Below are 15,854 nucleotides of genomic sequence, written 5' to 3'. Positions count from 1 at the left end.
CTTAACTGCTGGTTGTACCGACACCGAGAGGGCCTGATGTCCAACCCCCACCCCGAATTCCAGCTCCGTCTGCCCGATGGTGGACCCGTCGCGCGCGGCCGGCTATTGGACGAGAAGGGGGTTAATGGCAGCCAGAAGTTCCTGGTGCGCGCCGACTCACCCGTCCGGCCGGTGGGCGTGCCGTCGTTCCCTATCCGGATGCTGTCTTCGTATATGTCCTGACCGGCCGCAGTGGCAGCGGATGGCTTGCATGGAAGATCGTTTACAGGCGTCCGCGGGGAGACGTCCTGCTGCAGATGAAGTAGAGCCCAATTGAGACGGCTAGTTCGCTTGATAAGCGGAAGGTCGACGGGTTTCCTCTCTCTTCCAGAGAAGCCTTGTTTGGTTTCCAGATCCCTCGGATAACATCGGTGTCAAAGTGTTTGATTCACAATCTCACATGAAAGCAGGTTTGATGCATCCCTTATTCACTGCTCCAGTCGACCGAGTTGATCTCACTATGATCGAAGATTTCGTAAGTCTCCAGATCCCAGAAGGATTGACAGTCGAGTATAAGCGAGGAGGCGACAAGGCGATCGATACAATTGCTGCATTCGCCAACACCTATGGCGGTCTCCTGCTTTACGGTGTGACGGAGGTCGGGAACCAGATCCCTGATGAGATTATCGGGGTTGATCGCAAAGCTAAAGACAGCTTGGTCAACAAGATGAGCAACTCCTTCGACCCCCCTTACTGGTCTCCAGAAATCATTGAGGTGGAAACAAAAGAAGTGGGGAAACTTGTCCTAGTCATCAGAGTGAGTGCGAGCGAGGCGCCCCGCCCCATCGTTCTCGACGGAGCGATACCCGTTAGGTTGGATGGCAGAACCATAAAGGCGCCACGTCAGATGATGCGGAGCCTGCTAGTTGAGGGGGAGGTCGGTAGCATGAATTCTTCTTACCTCAAGCCGACGCATCATCCGCACCATCGACCGTCGGTTTTCAAGCAGCAGACAACCGATCCAGATTTGGTGATTCGTACTATCACCCATCAGCCGCTGTGGAGAGGACACCCGCAGGGGCGCTTTGCTCCTGGCACAGATACGGTCATGATTGAAGCACTAGCCAACAGTTTGTTTACTGGAAAGACAGTGTACCTGGCGGCACAAGAGGTAGAAAAACCGCAGGTCACCGAATGGCAAGTGGATCCGACCTATGTTTCAAGCCGGAGCTTAAAGTTCTGGTGCACAAGCAGAAATCCATCTGGGAGCTCTGAAACACCTCCAGGGATGCGAGCCGAGTGCATTATTCAGATTCAAGGAGAAGGGCCGTTCGAACTAGAAGTTTGTCTTGACCAATATCTCTGGCTTCCCAGGGAGAAGAAGCTCGGAATTCCGACTCTTGAGCATATGCTAATGCGGGAAATCCAGGCTCTCATAACCACGATCTTCCCAAAGGCAATGGAATCAGCCACTGGAGTTTCGCAGATACCGGTACCCCTGGTGGAGGTTCACGTGGCCGCGCGACATGATGTCATCCATGACCCGGAAGTGGAAAAGGCCTGCATCGAGCGGTTTCTGGAGGTGTCAAGCCTCGGGGTGCAGGCGACCCACGAACGCCACTATGGAGGAAGCGCCATGCTCCTTCCCGAACTACTTCAAGATGAGAAATGGGCTGATGCTGTTCACGACGCCCTAACCACGATGGTGATGGACTGGGGGTTTCCGTCTCCTCAGTTCCAGTGGGCGTGCTCGTGATCCCTGTGAGCGGCCCGCGAATTAATATGAAAGGAGGCAGATGTAATAACGCTCGTGACGATGACTCAAGCTAGTGGCTTCGCCTGTAAACATTTTGGCTGAACAGAAGGTTGGGCATGAAGCGGCAACGGGCAATTGAACTGGTAGAACAGATCCTTCGGAATCTCGATTCCTATCATGATGAGTGGCCGTTTAGCTTGGTTACTGAGGTGAAGATCTTTGGTTCATTCGCACGGGGCGCGATGAATCCCCGTGATGTTGACATGGATATCGAGCACCAGACTTCCCGTGAATGGGCCACTACGAGTACCAGCATGCGGATACAAGGTAGAGACCCGTACTCACTCTTCCGTCGACCGTTGCTTGAAGGTCGTAGGGGGTGTGAGATGTTCTTCAATTTCCAGAACGAAGTGGACTTCGAGATGATGCCGCTCTGGCGTCGTGGCGACACGCTTCAGTCGGCCATTGATCGTTTGCATGCTATCCCGATAGATCCGGCTGCTGGCCGCGCCCCACGTGACGCGATGCTTCCCGAGTTCGAGGGTTTGGACCGATGGTTGCCTCTGTACGCACGGGAGCAGATCATCTCAGCCATCGACAGCGGAGCGATTCACTTGGAGAGGTTTCAGCTAGAGGATGCCGTTGTATCCGATCCGGATGCGGCCTGGGTGATCCGCCGCCGGTGGGATAAAGGAAGCCCTTTGCTTCGAGCTGCGAATGCCGTACTTGCTCACTGGGAAGAGCGTGGTATCAAGGCTAGATTGATTCACCTTCACGGCAGGGACATGGTGCGGGGGCAGGAGACACCTTATTTTGCGAGCTTCGCCGGCAGGTATCTACGAGCGATTCCGTGGTGCCTGTCTGAGCACGGCGGTGTGGAGTGGATTGAGGTCGTGCATCCGACCCGCACCCGTCCACTCGAATGCCTCAGAATCCTTCCGCTCGATCCGGAAAAGCTAGCAAATTTACACAACTGGAGGTAATCCCCTTCTTTGGTCCACATCTCGGGCAGCGGCCACTGTATCCTTTGGGCCGCCCGTTGCCTCAACGAGCGTCAGACGATCCGGGTACTTCCTGATCTCGCCTAGTAGGCCGACGGTATCCCGCACGCCGCCCACCGCGTCCGGCACACCCGCATCACCATCCACCAGCACGCTCTCGAACTCGACCAGCCACCGGCCGGGCTACTCACCGAAGCGAAAGCCCTGGCCCGGCGACTGGTCGCGGTCATGCCCGTATAGCCGGTGTCCGTCAGCCGAACTCGCCGTTCCTGACACCGCTGACGAACGCGGACCACTCGCCCGAGGTGAATTTCAGGACGGGGCCGCCGGGGTTTTTGGAGTCCCGCACGGCCTGACCTCCCTCGGGGAGTGCCGCGACCTCGACACAGTTGTCACCGGAGCCGGAAAGGGAACTCTTTCGCCAGGTCAAGGAGTAGGGTTGGGCAAGATACATGATTTCCCCTCGGCTCATCGCGATTATGTCTGTGCAACGAGGTTTTGGTCAGTCGAAGTGACCGTCCCTGACACCGCTGATGAATGTGGACCACTCGCCCGAGGTGAATTTCAGGACGGGGCCGCCGGGGTTTTTGGAGTCCCGCACGGCTTGACCCCCACCGGGGAGTGCCGCGACCTCGACACAGTTCTGTCCCTCTGCCGAGCTGAGGGAGGATTTACGCCAGGTGGGATTGAGCTGGGTAAGGTCCATGTTTTTTCTCAGCTCCTTGTGGTTATATCCGTGGAGGGTCTGTGATCAGTCGAAGTGGCCGTTCCGTATACCGCTGACGAAGGCGGACCACTCCGAGGGGGTGAAGATCAGGCTCGGCTTGTCGGGGGATTTCGAGTCACGTACCGCGACGATGCCGGGAAGGTTGCGGGCGACTTCTACGCAGTTGTTGCCGTCGCCCTGACTGAGGCTGCTCTTGTGCCATTCGGCACCGGATAGATCCATGGGTGTCTCACAATCGGTCGATGAGTTCGGACAGATAAGCGATCGAGGCGTCAGCTCCAAGTGCATTGGTAACGAGGCGCTGCATCATCAGGTTATAGCGTTCGAGATGTACGGGCTCTTCAAGATAGAGATTGTCTGTAGGGGTTTCAATGTAGACGACGTTCTGATCGGTGGGGTCAGGAAACCCGAGAATGACGAACTGACCCCACATGCCTACATGAGGGCCCACCGACATTGGAATGACCTGAATGGTCACGTGCTCAAGCGGATGGGTGTCGATCAACTTGCGAAGTTGGTCGCGCATGACCTCCGTATCACCTACTGGCCGTAGCAGGGCTGCCTCATCGATGATCGCCCGGTACCGGGGCGGGTTCGGACGCCGCAGGATCTCCTGTCGGCGCATCCGCGCTTCCACGCGCTTGTCGAGCTCGGCAGGATCATAAGACAGAGAGGCTCGGATCAGTTCGGCTGTGTACGCGGAGGTTTGCAGCAAGCCGGGGATCACGAGGGGCTCGAAGGTGTCGATTGAGGATGCCTCTGCTTCGAGCCCTACGTAGCTGCCGGTGAAGACACCTTTGTACTGCTCCCACCAACCTCGCTCGCGAGCACCCCGGACAAGGTCCATGACCGCTTCCCGATGAGCATCCTCTGCCCTGTACAGATCAAGGATGTCCCGGATGTCGCGAGGTCGTGGCCGGGCTGTTTTGCCTGTTTCGAGGCGCGAAATCGTGGCCCGCGACATGTCCAGCGACTGAGCGACCTCTTCCATGGTCAGGCCGGCGGCCTCGCGCAAACCCCGGAGTTCGGCAGCCAGACGCCGTCGGCGCACCGTTGGACTCTGGCCACTGTATGTCATCGGTTACCTCCAGGGCGTAGGGAAGTCGATCGTAGAGCACTCGGCGCAAGGGAAGACATATCGGTCGAGTTTCAGAATGAGAGTTGCAGTTTGAGCCGTACAGGCCACATGATAGGCGCGTCAGCGAACACGCTGTGTAAGGAGATCGTGATTCTGTGCGACATCAACCGTCGGCTAGGTCGGATTCCGGTCTTGTGTCTCTGAACCGCGCATGCCAAGTGCGGCACTCCCTCTGTCGGCCTCGCCCCCGCTGGAGCACTTATGAAGACACCTCGCAACGCCCTCAAAGCATGCTGGGATCTGCCCGCCGATCCCGAGGCGGTCGGTAAGGCACGTGGCCTCGCGCGTGAGGCCCTCGCCGCCTGGGACATGTCCTCCGTGGCGGAGAACGTGACCATGGTGGTGTCCGAGCTGGTGAGCAATGCGATCCTGCACGGGAAGGCGCCGATCACCCTCGCCCTGTACCGGTACGGGCGGGTCGTACGGGGGGAGGTCACCGACCACAGCACGGGGTGGCCGAACCCGGTCCCGGCCGGTCCGGATGAGGAGCACGGTCGCGGGCTGGCGATCGTCACGGCCTACGCCGATCGCTGGGGCGTCGTACCGGCCTCGGAGGGCAAGCCGGCGGACGGCAAGACCGTCTGGTTCGTCTGCGCGGAGTGGAGGTCCCGGTGAGCGGTCCGCTGCCCATCCTGGATCTGCCCGACGGGGTGCGCCTCTGCGCGGGGTGCGGAACCCGCATCGTCACGCTGGCCGCCGCGGTACGCCTGATCTGGGCCGACGTCACCGACGACACGATCTCGGCCGAGGCCGTCAAGCAGATCACCGCGCCGGTCGCCGACATCTGGGTCGACGTGCTGTGCAACCCGTCCTGCCCGCCGGGCGATCACGAACCGTACCCGGGCTGACTCGAAGCCACCACACCGGGCGGCCCTCCCCGTCCGGTACCGGCCGCAGGGCATCACCACCTCGTCCGCCTCGTCTCTGACCAAGGGGGCAGACGTTCAGCCGCTGAGGTCGGCTTCGATGTCGCTCATTTTTCGAACCAGTCGCATGTTCCCCGGGACACGGATGAACCCGTACTTCTCATAGAAGCGCGCCGCCTCCTCGTCGAGGGCGTCGACGACGACCAGGCGAGCGGCCACGCTCCGAGATGATTCCAGGGCCGTGCTGAGGGCGTGGACGAGCAGGCGACCGCCCAAGCCGCCGCCCTGCAATGTTTTGTGGAGTGCCAGTCGCGCCAGGATGACGGCGGGAATCTGGCTCGGGCCGCCCCGGCCCGCCTTGGAAGGGACCTCGTCTTTCTGCAGCAGATGGCCGGCAAGAGAGTAGTAGGCGACGACGTCGTGCTCCCCATCCGAGGTCCACACGAAAGTACGGGCGGTGCGGTTCCGTTCAGCCTGCAGGGCTGACGTGCTCAACCAGAAGTTCAGTTCCTCCTTCCCGCAGTCGAACGAATCCATGCGGTGCTGCTGGTCGAGCGACTGGGGGTCATACACCGTTACTTCCTTTTCGGAATCTCTCGGCTCTCCCGCGCAGCACGGGCCAGCGCCTCGTTCCGCTGAGGAGGTGCATCAAGTGAATCGATGATCGCCTCGAAGAAGTCGGGGGGCACCACGGTGATTCGTTCATGGCGCATGACCTCTTCGGCCGCGTCGAGAGCGGCGTGCAGAACGAACCCGGTGACGGTCTCCCGTCTGGCGCGGGCGGCCTGTTCGATCAGGTTCTTGTCTTCCGTGCTGATGCGGACTTCGAGTCGGCTTCTGGTGTCATGCCTGGGGAAGGCGGTGCTGCCTGGCGCGGGACGGGTCATGACTACTGGCTCCTCCATAGCGGGTGCCGGCATTGCGTCGGCACCGGTCGGGCGGTCGGCGCCGCGGTGCGCGGCGCTCTTCAACCGCAGGGAGATCACTCCCCGCCGCTTAGGTTTCGTACGGACAGTGTCCGTACAAGTTGGCCGGATGTCAAGGCGGAGCACAGGGGCGTCCGGATCTCCACTAAAGGTGTCCTCAATGGCGGCGTGCTCCAGCATCTGCACGACCAGGGTCGGCAGCGTGGACGAGGACGTCGGTTTGCCGATCGGCTGGGCGTGGTCGGCGTGCGACGTGTGTGGCGAGCCGGTAAAGGCTTCTGGCCCGTTGGCCGCTGTTCTGGTCGGGGCCGGACACGTCGGCGGGGAGATGCCCCGGTTCTCACCGGTCGGTGCGGGGGCGCAGGGCTCCGCCGGTGAGGCCGTCGCGGGCCAGCGAGGTGGCGCGGTCGCTCAGTTCGGTGAGTTCCCTGACGCGCTGTTCGAACTCGCCGAGGACGCGGAAGGCGGCGCCGTACCGGCGCTGGTCGTCGATGCCCATCTGGGGGATGCGCGAGCCGCGAACGTCGGTGCGGAAGCTGCCGCTGGCGCTGGTGGAACGCCGGGTGTTCGCGGCGCTGCGCAGGAAACCGTGCAGGTAGTCGGTGTCGAGCTGGTCACTGGTGGAGACGGCCCCACCCTCGATGAGTTCGACGAGTCCGGCACGGGCCAGGTCGGCCATCCTGACCGTGCCGCCCTCCAGGTAGCCGGGACCGGAGGCGAGAGGTGGCAACAGCTCCAGCAGTTCGTGGAGCCGGCCCACCAGGGCCTCGCGGATGGACAGGTACTCCGCGAGATGGTCGGTACGGGCCGCCGCGACGTAACGCGAAGGGGTGAGATCCACCGTCTCGTCGAGCAGATCGATCAGCGGCACGTCCACGACCTGCTCTGGAGCGGGCTCGAACGGGCCGTCGGGGTCGTTGGCCGTCAGGTCCGCCATCCGGACGAAGGAGGCCGAGCTCTCGGGGGAGGACGGCCGGGCCAGCAGCCAGAGATGCACGGGCTGGGCGTGCGAGGCGGCCATCCCGGCGGGCAGCGCGACGAGATCGGTGAGGATGCCGCGCCGTACCAGCTCGGCGCGGATCCGGCGGCCCGCCTTGCGGTAGGCGGCGGAGGCCGATGCCACGAAGACGACCCTGCCGCCGGGTGCGACGTGCGCGTAGCAGTGCTGCAACCAGGCCAGTTCGGCTTCGGCCCGGGTGGGGACGCCGAACTCCCAGCGGGCGTCGAGCAGCAGGTCCTCGCGCCCCCAGTCGGGCACGTTCACCGGCGGGTCGCACACCACGAGCGCCGCCCGCAGCTCCGGTCGGCGGTCCTCGCGCAGCGAGTCACCCACCCTGATCGTCACGTCCGCATGCCCGGCGAGCCGCGCCCGCGACTCGGCGAGCCGGGCGGCCGACGGATCGACCTCCTGCCCGGCCAGGGTGACCTCCGGAGCACTCCCGAGCGCGAGGAGCAGGGAGCCGATTCCACAGGCGGGGTCGAAGACGGTACCGCTCACCGAACCGGCGAAATGCCGTACGGCACGGGCCAGCCGGGCGGTCGACACCTGCTCCGCGCCCGTCCGGCCCGCCGAGCCCATGAAGCGTTCGGTGAGCCCCGCGACGACGTCGGCGGGTGAACTCCGCGCGGCCAGGTCCTTCACCAGCGACCGGACCTCGATATCCAGTGACTCGGAGAATCCGGTGGTGAGCAGTTCGGCGACATCGGCGAGGCCGCGCGCCATCTCGTCGCCGTACTCACCGCGCAGGGCCTGCCAGATGAGCACCTCGCCGGAGACCTCACTGCCCTTGCGATGCCGGTCCAGCCAGCTGTGCACCTCGGGCAGGGCGAACAGAACATTGTGCGCCCCGCCACCGGCAGGCGAGGGAAAGTCAGCGTGCCGCCTACGCCAGTTGGAGACCGCGGCCCGCGTCACCCCGGCCAGCTTCGCGATCTCCACAGCCGAGACCAGGGAATCAGCCCCGGCCTGGGAATCGACATTCACGGAGGTAACAGTACACGGGGCAGAAGAATCTTCTGAGAGAAGGGTCTATTGACATTGTCAACACGGGGCTGGATCACACAGGGCGGCCCGGTTCCCAGCCGCTGACCATGCCGGGGGTCACGGGCGAGCATGACCACATCGCCCTCTGAGTAGGGACAGGCCGAACACGGGCCCGCTTCCGAGGGCGCCGTGGTCAGATGCCGCGGCGCATCGCCCTGGTGCCCATGGCCAGGCCCACCGCGGCGACGACGCAGGCCCAGAGCATTCCGTACAGCACCGACAGGTCCGCGAATCGGCCGGAGAACAGTGCCCGCTCCGCCTCGACGATGTGGGTGACCGGATTCAGCGTGGCGGCCGCCTGGAGCCACGCCGGACCGAAGTCCATCGGCAACAGCACGCCGGAGAGCAGCATCAGCGGGAACAGCACCAGCTGGGTGACCCCGTAGAACAGGTTGCCGCTCGGACTGGACGCGATCGCGAGGACGAAGGAGAGCGAGCCCAGGCCGATCCCGAACACGACCAGTATCGCCAGCCCGGTCAGCACCCCCGGCAGGTGCGGCCGGAAGCCCAGCGGCACCGCGAGTGCGATGATCAGTGCGGCCTGGGCCAGCAGGATCACGAACTCCTTCATCGTCCGGCCGACCAGCATCGCGGTGCGGTTCAGCGGGGTGACCAGCATGCGCTCCATCGAACCGCCGATCAACTCCACCAGCAGGGAGTACCCGGCCATCATCGGCCCGGACAGGCACATCATGATCAGAATGCCGGGCACGAACCACTGCCACGGCGATCCCTGGCCCTCGAAGCTCTGCGTTCCGGCGAGCAGCGGACCGAACAGGAAGAGGAAGAGCAGCGGCTGCCCCATGGTGAAGAGGAGGCCGAGGGGTTCGCGCAACACGGGGACGAACTCGCGGGAGAACACGGTCGAGGTGTCACGGAGGAAGAGTCGTACGCTCACGGGGGTGACCTTTCTTGCCGGTGGGGGAGGGGCCGGTGGCCCTCGCGGTTCGGCGGGAGGGGCATGGCACCGGCGGCCAGGCGCTGTGCGGGTCGTGGCCGGCCAATGCGGGAAGCACGGCGCCGACGGCCGGGTGCCGCGCGGATCGTGGTCGTTCAGTGCGAGGGGGCGGAGCCGACGGTCAGGCGTCGTGCGGCGCGGTCCCGTGGCTCTCGTCGCTCTCGCGCAGGCTGCGGCCGGTCAGCGCGAGGAACACGTCGTCCAGCGTGGGCCGGGCGGTCTCCGCGGTGGCGACCTTCACCCCCGAGGCCTCCAGGGACCGCAGGTACTCCGGCAGTGCCCTGCCCGCGTGGGGCACCCGCAGCCGTACCGTCCTTTCGTCGACGGTGACCGCGTCCGATCCCGCGATCCGTTCGGCGGCCTCGGCGGCCCTCGCCGCCCCCGGCTCGTCGTGGACGGTGACCGTGACGCGGTCGCCGGCCAGCTCGCCCTTCAACTGCTCGGCGGTTCCATCGGCGATGATCCGGCCATGGTCGATGATCACCACCCGTTCGGCCATGGTGTCGGCCTCCTCCAGGTAGTGAGTGGTCAGGAAGAGGGTCGTGCCGTGTTCCTCGCGCAGCCGCAGGATGTGCTCCCAGATGTTGGCGCGGCTCTGCGGGTCGAGGCCGGTCGAGGGCTCGTCCAGGAACAGCAGGCCGGGCCGGTGGATGAGGCCCAGGGCGATGTCGAGGCGGCGGCGCTGGCCGCCGGAGAGGGTGCCGGGCTTCCGGGTGGCCAGCGTCTCCAGGTCAAGCAGGCCGAGGACCTCGTCGGCCCGCCGCCGCGCCTCGGCCCGCCGCAGCCCGTAGCAGCGTGCCTGGGTCACCAGCTCGTCGCGGACGCGGAAGTTCTCACCCGCGCTGCTCTTCTGGCCGACGTAGCCGATGCGGGCGCGGACCCCGGCCGGATCCGACACGACGTCGCGGCCCGCCACGGTCGCGGTTCCCGACGTCGGCGGGAGCAGGGAGGTCAGCATGCGCAGGCTGGTGGACTTCCCCGCGCCGTTCGGACCGAGGAAGGCCACCAGCTGGCCCGCCTCCACATCGATGTCGAGACCGCGCACGGCGTCGACGACTCCTTTTCCGACCTTGAATCGCCGGGTCAGTCCTCGGGCATGGATCATCGTCCCCTCCTCGGGGTGGTCGGTTGCCGGCATGCCGAAGAAACCCCTGGTCGGGGGTTCGGCTGGAGATGATTCATCTTTACCCACGTGATCCGGATCAGGCAAACGTGAAACGTACATTCACATTTGGTCTGACCTGCGAAAACTCGCGCTCCCTCGGATCGGTGAAAGGTCCTTTCCGCCACCCGCCCGAACCGGGTTCTCCACGCTGACCTGGGCTTTTCCGAATCCGGCTGGAGCAATGAAAAAAGTGTGAAATTCCCGTTACGCCCCGGGAAGCCGGGCCCCGCCGGCGCCCCCTGAGCCGCCGGAACGTGAGAGAGCCCCAGGCGCCGGATCGGCGCCCAGGGCTCCGGTACGCTCCTGGGAAAAGGTGCCGGTCAGGTTCCCTCGGCGTGCGCGGGGGCGTGGATCCGGCGGGGGGCGGTCAAGGCGCCGCGGCGGCGCCGGAGCAGGGTGTCGATCGCCCAGGGGCCGGGGCCGAGCACGGCGATGATCAGGAACGACCAGCAGAACAGCGCCGCGAGCTCGCCGCCGTTGCGCAACGGCATGAAGTCCTGTGGCAGGTGCACCACGAAGTACGCGTAGGCCATCGAGCCTGACGCGAGCGTCGCGTTGAGGCGAGTGAGGAACCCTGCGAGGACGAGCCCACCGCAGACCACCTGGATGAGCGCGGCCCACCAGCCGGGCCAGGCGCCGAACGCGAGGGCCTGGCCGGTGCCACGGTTGCCGCCGAAGACGCCGAACATCGACGCCAGGCCGTGGCACAGGAAGAGAAGACTTGTCACGATGCGGAAGAGCGAGAGCACCGGCCCGTTGAATCGGTTGATCTGCATGGAATCACCCCTGATTTTCATGGAGCCGCGTATCCGTTGCTTCCACACGGCATCGCCGGGCCACATTCCACCCTCGCTCCGTACGGTTCGATGACACGGCGGCCCGCATCCTTGTTTACCCTTTTGTCAAGGTTGATGTCATGGTAGATCATCGCAGGCGTGATGTCTGGAGTCGACGATCATTACTGATCGGTAAAGAATGAGTTAAGTGCGAAAATTGCAGCTGAACCGAATGGATCGCCTTTTACCGACAAATATTCTACTTAACTATTTAATGTATGTTTCAATCACATGGCTGATTGGCGCGTTCCATGCGCGGCCGTGACCCGTCACCTGTGTACCCGGGACGCGGAGGTTGTGGACGTCGCCCGAACCGTGCCCCCATCGACAGGCGAATTCCAGTATTCGTCGTACCACGCCGACCGGATACTAAGGTGCCGCGCAGCGTGCAGGTGGTGGGCGACGTGCCGCGTACCCCATGGGCAGGGCCGATCGCGGGCGGCAGCCGGCGCGTCCGCAAGGGACGGATATGAATGAGCCACAGGCTCCGCAGGAGGCGTGATGAGCGTGCAGATGAGGGTCCTGTCGGTGCTGCTGCGCAGGCTGTACAAGCCGCGCATGGCCACCGCCGAGCGGGCCCGCAAGGCGATCAACGCGGTCAAGGCCGACCCGGCTCCCCCGGCCCGGGTAACCGCACGGCACCGGATGCACCGGCGCAGCCTGGAGGGGTTCGACTGCTACACCGTGGTCCCGCGCTCGGCCCCGGCCAAAACGGTGATCTACCTGCACGGCGGCTCCTACATCAATGAGATCACCAAAGAGCACTGGAGCTTCATCTCCGCACTCGCCGATGCCGGGATGCGGGTGGAGGTGCCCATCTACGGACTGGCTCCCCGGCACACCTACCGCGAAGCCTTTCCTTTCCTCACCGCCGTCTACCGCGACCTGCTCCAGACCTACGAGGCGGAGGCCGTCTTCCTCGCCGGAGACTCAGCCGGAGGCGGCCTGGCGCTGGCCCTGGCGCAGGACCTGGCCGCCTCCGCGCTGCCCCGGCCCGGCAGACTGATCCTGCTGTCACCATGGTTGGACATCACCATGTCCCACCCCGACATCCCCGTCGTCGAACGGCGCGATCCATGGCTCAGCAGCGTCGGCCTGATCGAGGCCGGGCGTGCCTGGGCCGCGGGGGACGATCCGCGCGGCCCGCGGCTGAGCCCCGTCCACGGTGATCTGACCGGCCTGCCACCGGTCGAGCTCTTCGTGGGCACGCACGACGTGCTCTATCCCGACGCCCTGCTCCTGCGGGAGCGCGCCCCGGACGGTGTGCAGGTGAACCTGCACGTCGTGCGGGGAGCCTTCCATGTCTACGTCCTGACCCCGGTCCCCGAGGGCCGCCGCGCCATCGCGACGATCGCGCAGATCCTGCGGAAGAGTTGAACGCGGCTCCGCCGCGATCGAAGCGACGGCCGGCGCCACATGCGCCAATGGCAACCCGCTACGAGTCCTGCCACGACAGGGCCAGGGTGGAGTGGCGCTTGCGGAGGAGCAGCCCGCCGCGTGGAGGATCACCCAGGTAGGCGTCGATACGGAGTCCGGTCGTCATGGGGCGATCCGCCATGTCCCACGCCTGGACGTGGGCGACCAGCTCGCCCGCGAGCCGCAGCCTGTCCGGCCCGTGGCCGCGAGCGATCAGGGTGCCGTCCGGTGACGGCTCCAGCATGCAGAGGTTGTCGCGCTCGACGATCCCGACGGCCATCCGGAACCCGGTCAGGTCGAGCGGGGGCGAGGCCAGCCACCCGGGCCGTGCCTCCGACACGGTGCACCACCGGGGCTCGTGCACCGCCAGCCAGAGGCTCAGCCCGTCGAGGAGCTGGGAGAAGCCGACGCTGATCTCGGTGGAGAGCTCGACCACGGGTCCGTCGAGCGCCGCCAGCACGTCACCGATCTCGCTCGCCTCGGGCAGCGAGATCGTCAGGTCGGACTCGCGGTCCAGTACCAGCGTCGTCTCGGGGCCCGCGAAGGGGCCGCGCATCCGCATGAACCCGCAGGGCAGCACCGAGCGGCTCGTCCAGTACCCGTCCGCTCGCTCCATCGCCACCGAGCGCTGCACGCCCCGCAGGTCCAACGGGGCCACCAAGCGCCCGCCGGGCCCGAGCTGCTCAAGCCAGGCCGGTGCCAGGTCCCACACGCCGACGGTGGCGATCATCCGGTCGTAGGGCGCCCCCGGCGGGAATCCCCCGGATCCGTCGGCGCACACCAGCCTCACCTCGGGGTGTCCCGCGACCGCCAGGTGCTCCCCGGCGAGCGTGACCAGCTCGGGGTCGATGTCGACGCTCACGACCTGGCCCTCCGGCCCCACCAGATGGGCGAGGAGCGCGGCGTTGTAGCCCGTTCCGGTGCCGATCTCCAGCACGCGCTGCCCCGGTTCCACCCCGAGCTGGTCCAGCATCAGAGCCATGATCGCCGGCTGCGAGGAGGAGCTGATCGGCTGGCCGTCCGCGTCGCGTTTCGTGACGATCGCGTCGTCCTGGTAGACGGTCTCCGCCGGCAGGTCCGGCAGGAAGACATGTCGCGGCACCGCCCGCAGCGCGCCGGTCACGACCTCGCTGATCCCCCGCGTGCGCACCTGTGAGACCAGCTCTTCCCGTAACGCGTGCCACTGAGCCATCATCGACCTCCGTGCCCTATGCGCATCTGGTGCCCTGAGTTATATGCCCCGAAGATGTGACGTTCCCGTGGCGCACCGATGTCCGGCGTTCCGCGCCGGAGTTGGAGGGGGAGAACATGGGGCCCGGGGGCCGTGACGGTACTCCGCATGCGAGTGCCGCGCAACGCCCGCCGACACGAGAGGCCGGCGGGCGGCTCCCGCCTTCCGGCCCGATGGGAGAGGACCTGGAAGACCGGGAGCGGATGACATCACCGCGGGGAGATGCGCCTACCCGTTGGTGGGGAAGCCGAGGTTGACGCCGCCGTGGCTCGGGTCGAGCCAGCGGGAGGTGACGACCTTGCCCCGGGTGTAGAAGTGCACGCCCTCGGTGCCGTGCACGTGGGTGTCGCCGAAGAGCGAGGACTTCCAGCCGCCGAAGCTGTAGAAGGCCATCGGCACCGGGATCGGCACGTTGATGCCGATCATGCCGACCTCGACCTCGTTCTGGAAGCGCCGGGCCGCGCCGCCGTCGTTGGTGAAGACCGCGGTGCCGTTGCCGTACTCGCCGCTGTTGATCAGCTCCAGGCCCTCCTCGTAGGAGGAGACCCGGACGATCGCCAGGACCGGGCCGAAGATCTCCTCGGTGTGCACGCGGGAGCCAGGCGGGACGTGGTCGAGCACGGTGGGCCCGAGCCAGAAACCGGAGGTCCCGGCCGCCGCCGCGCCGCCGAGGACCGGGGTCAGCCTGCCGTCCACCACCAGCGTCGCCCCTTCGGTGACGCCCAGGTCCAGGTAGGACGCCACCTTGTCGCGGTGCGCCTCGGTGACCAGGGGTCCCATCTCGGAGCGGGGGTCGTCGCCGGGGCCGACGGTCAGCTTCTCCACCCGGGAGACGATCCTGCCGACCAGTTCGTCGCCGACCGGGTCCACCGCCAGCACGACGGAGATCGCCATGCAGCGCTCGCCGGCCGAGCCGAAGCCCGCCGAGACCGCGGCGTCGGCGACCAGGTCCAGGTCGGCGTCGGGCAGCACCAGCATGTGGTTCTTGGCGCCGCCGAGCGCCTGGACCCGCTTGCCGTGCGAGGTGCCCCGCTCGTAGACGTGGCGGGCGATCGGGGTCGAGCCGACGAACGACACGGCCTTCACATCCGGGTGCTCCAGCAGCCGGTCCACGGCCTCCCTGTCACCCTGGACGACGTTGAAGACACCGTCCGGCAGCCCGGCCTCCTTCCAGAGCCGGGCCATCAACAGCGAGGCCGAGGGGTCCTTCTCCGACGGCTTGAGGACGAACGTGTTGCCGCAGGCGATCGCGACGGGGAACATCCACATCGGCACCATGACCGGGAAGTTGAACGGGGTGATCCCGGCGACCACCCCCAGCGGCTGCCGGATCGAGTAGGAGTCGACCCGGGTGGAGACACCCTCGGAGAAACCGCCCTTGAGCAGGTGCGGGATGCCGCAGGCGAACTCCACGACCTCCAGGCCGCGGGCGACCTCGCCCAGCGCGTCGGAGTGGACCTTGCCGTGCTCCGCGCTGACCAGCCCGGCGAGCTCGTCGCGGTGGGCGTACATCAGCTCGCGGAAGCGGAACAGCACCCGCGCCCGTCGGGTCAGCGAGGTGTCCCGCCAGGCGGGGTAGGCCGCGACGGCGGCGGCCACGGCCGCGTCCACCTCGGCGGTGGAGGCCAGGTGGACCCGTCCCGTGACCTCCCCCGACGCCGGGTTGAAGATCTCGCCGAGTCGCGCCGAAGGTGTGCTCCCGATGTCATGGGGGGAGTCCCCGGCGGGGAATCCGTTGATCCAGTGAGTGATGTTCTTCACGTTCTTGTGCTCCTTTCGTGCCTGCGGCGTGACGGCGAGGATCAGCATCC

At 65.7% G+C, this 15,854-nt stretch carries 17 protein-coding genes; 5 read left to right on the top strand and 12 right to left on the bottom strand.

All coding sequences use genetic code 11. The annotated features are described in order from the left end of the window. Positions 1-499: 499 nt before the first annotated feature. Positions 500-1,735 carry an AlbA family DNA-binding domain-containing protein gene (locus tag ACQP0P_RS32980; protein WP_433362332.1) on the top strand — a complete coding sequence of 412 codons (1,236 nt, stop codon included), beginning with the start codon at positions 500-502 and terminating at the stop codon, positions 1,733-1,735. A 116-nt stretch (positions 1,736-1,851) separates the two neighbouring features. Next, positions 1,852-2,718 carry a hypothetical protein gene (locus ACQP0P_RS32975; protein WP_433362329.1) on the top strand — a complete coding sequence of 289 codons (867 nt, stop codon included), beginning with the start codon at positions 1,852-1,854 and terminating at the stop codon, positions 2,716-2,718. A gap of 268 nt (positions 2,719-2,986) precedes the next feature. Here ACQP0P_RS32975 and ACQP0P_RS32970 read toward each other — a convergent pair whose 3' ends face one another. The 4 genes from ACQP0P_RS32970 to ACQP0P_RS32955 are packed head-to-tail and all read right to left on the bottom strand — an operon-like array spanning position 2,987 to position 4,514. Further along, positions 2,987-3,190 (bottom strand): DUF397 domain-containing protein, encoded by a 204-nt coding sequence (locus ACQP0P_RS32970; protein WP_433362327.1) that lies wholly within the window; start codon positions 3,188-3,190, stop codon positions 2,987-2,989. 48 nt (positions 3,191-3,238) lie between these two features. After that, complete coding sequence (locus tag ACQP0P_RS32965) at positions 3,239-3,442, bottom strand: DUF397 domain-containing protein (protein ID WP_433362324.1); 204 nt, start codon at positions 3,440-3,442, stop codon at positions 3,239-3,241. 45 nt (positions 3,443-3,487) lie between these two features. Then, positions 3,488-3,685, bottom strand: coding sequence for a DUF397 domain-containing protein (locus ACQP0P_RS32960; protein ID WP_433362322.1), 198 nt, complete (start codon positions 3,683-3,685; stop codon positions 3,488-3,490). A gap of 7 nt (positions 3,686-3,692) precedes the next feature. Next, positions 3,693-4,514, bottom strand: coding sequence for a helix-turn-helix domain-containing protein (locus tag ACQP0P_RS32955; protein ID WP_433362319.1), 822 nt, complete (start codon positions 4,512-4,514; stop codon positions 3,693-3,695). Positions 4,515-4,802: 288 nt separating this feature from the next. Here ACQP0P_RS32955 and ACQP0P_RS32950 point away from each other — a divergent pair, with 288 nt between their 5' ends. Both ACQP0P_RS32950 and ACQP0P_RS32945 read left to right on the top strand, forming a co-directional pair. Next, a complete protein-coding gene (locus ACQP0P_RS32950) occupies positions 4,803-5,216 on the top strand; it encodes an ATP-binding protein (RefSeq protein WP_433362316.1) in 414 nt (137 codons plus the stop codon). Then, positions 5,213-5,449 carry a hypothetical protein gene (locus tag ACQP0P_RS32945; RefSeq protein ID WP_433362313.1) on the top strand — a complete coding sequence of 79 codons (237 nt, stop codon included), beginning with the start codon at positions 5,213-5,215 and terminating at the stop codon, positions 5,447-5,449. Before ACQP0P_RS32950 ends, ACQP0P_RS32945 begins: the two co-directional genes overlap by 4 nt. Positions 5,450-5,545: 96 nt before the next feature. On the opposite strand, the gene ACQP0P_RS32940 is transcribed toward ACQP0P_RS32945, so the two are convergent. The 6 genes from ACQP0P_RS32940 to ACQP0P_RS32915 form a co-directional block, all read right to left on the bottom strand. After that, complete coding sequence (locus tag ACQP0P_RS32940; RefSeq protein ID WP_433362310.1) at positions 5,546-6,040, bottom strand: GNAT family N-acetyltransferase; 495 nt, start codon at positions 6,038-6,040, stop codon at positions 5,546-5,548. Between the two features lie 2 nt (positions 6,041-6,042). Beyond that, positions 6,043-6,354, bottom strand: a complete 312-nt coding sequence (locus ACQP0P_RS32935) for a DUF1778 domain-containing protein (protein WP_433362307.1) — start codon at positions 6,352-6,354, stop codon at positions 6,043-6,045. 379 nt (positions 6,355-6,733) lie between these two features. Continuing rightward, on the bottom strand, positions 6,734-8,377 hold the full coding sequence (locus ACQP0P_RS32930; RefSeq protein ID WP_433362304.1) for an N-6 DNA methylase: 1,644 nt from the start codon (positions 8,375-8,377) through the stop codon (positions 6,734-6,736). Positions 8,378-8,570: 193 nt separating this feature from the next. Further along, entirely contained in the window at positions 8,571-9,335 is a 765-nt protein-coding gene (locus ACQP0P_RS32925) for an ABC transporter permease (protein WP_433362301.1), read from the bottom strand. A gap of 181 nt (positions 9,336-9,516) precedes the next feature. Continuing rightward, the gene (locus tag ACQP0P_RS32920; RefSeq protein ID WP_433362298.1) at positions 9,517-10,500 is read right to left on the bottom strand and encodes an ATP-binding cassette domain-containing protein; all 984 of its coding nucleotides are present in this window, start codon (positions 10,498-10,500) and stop codon (positions 9,517-9,519) included. Positions 10,501-10,880: 380 nt separating this feature from the next. Beyond that, positions 10,881-11,336: a DoxX family protein gene (locus tag ACQP0P_RS32915; RefSeq protein WP_433362295.1), complete on the bottom strand. Its 456-nt coding sequence runs from the start codon at positions 11,334-11,336 to the stop codon at positions 10,881-10,883. A 561-nt stretch (positions 11,337-11,897) separates the two neighbouring features. Between ACQP0P_RS32915 and ACQP0P_RS32910 the strand changes: the two genes are divergently transcribed. After that, a complete protein-coding gene (locus tag ACQP0P_RS32910) occupies positions 11,898-12,773 on the top strand; it encodes an alpha/beta hydrolase fold domain-containing protein (RefSeq protein WP_433362292.1) in 876 nt (291 codons plus the stop codon). Between the two features lie 58 nt (positions 12,774-12,831). Here the strand turns inward: ACQP0P_RS32910 and fxlM are convergent, their stop codons facing one another. Continuing rightward, positions 12,832-14,007: a methyltransferase, FxLD system gene (gene fxlM / locus ACQP0P_RS32905; RefSeq protein WP_433362289.1), complete on the bottom strand. Its 1,176-nt coding sequence runs from the start codon at positions 14,005-14,007 to the stop codon at positions 12,832-12,834. Between the two features lie 264 nt (positions 14,008-14,271). Further along, complete coding sequence (locus ACQP0P_RS32900; RefSeq protein ID WP_433382234.1) at positions 14,272-15,852, bottom strand: CoA-acylating methylmalonate-semialdehyde dehydrogenase; 1,581 nt, start codon at positions 15,850-15,852, stop codon at positions 14,272-14,274. Between the last annotated feature and the right edge of the window lie 2 nt (positions 15,853-15,854).

This window comes from Streptosporangium sp. CA-115845 (genome assembly GCF_050943795.1).
Lineage (GTDB): Bacteria > Actinomycetota > Actinomycetes > Streptosporangiales > Streptosporangiaceae > Streptosporangium.
Note: the sequence above shows the minus strand (reverse complement) of the source record. Positions and strands in the feature narration are given on the sequence as shown.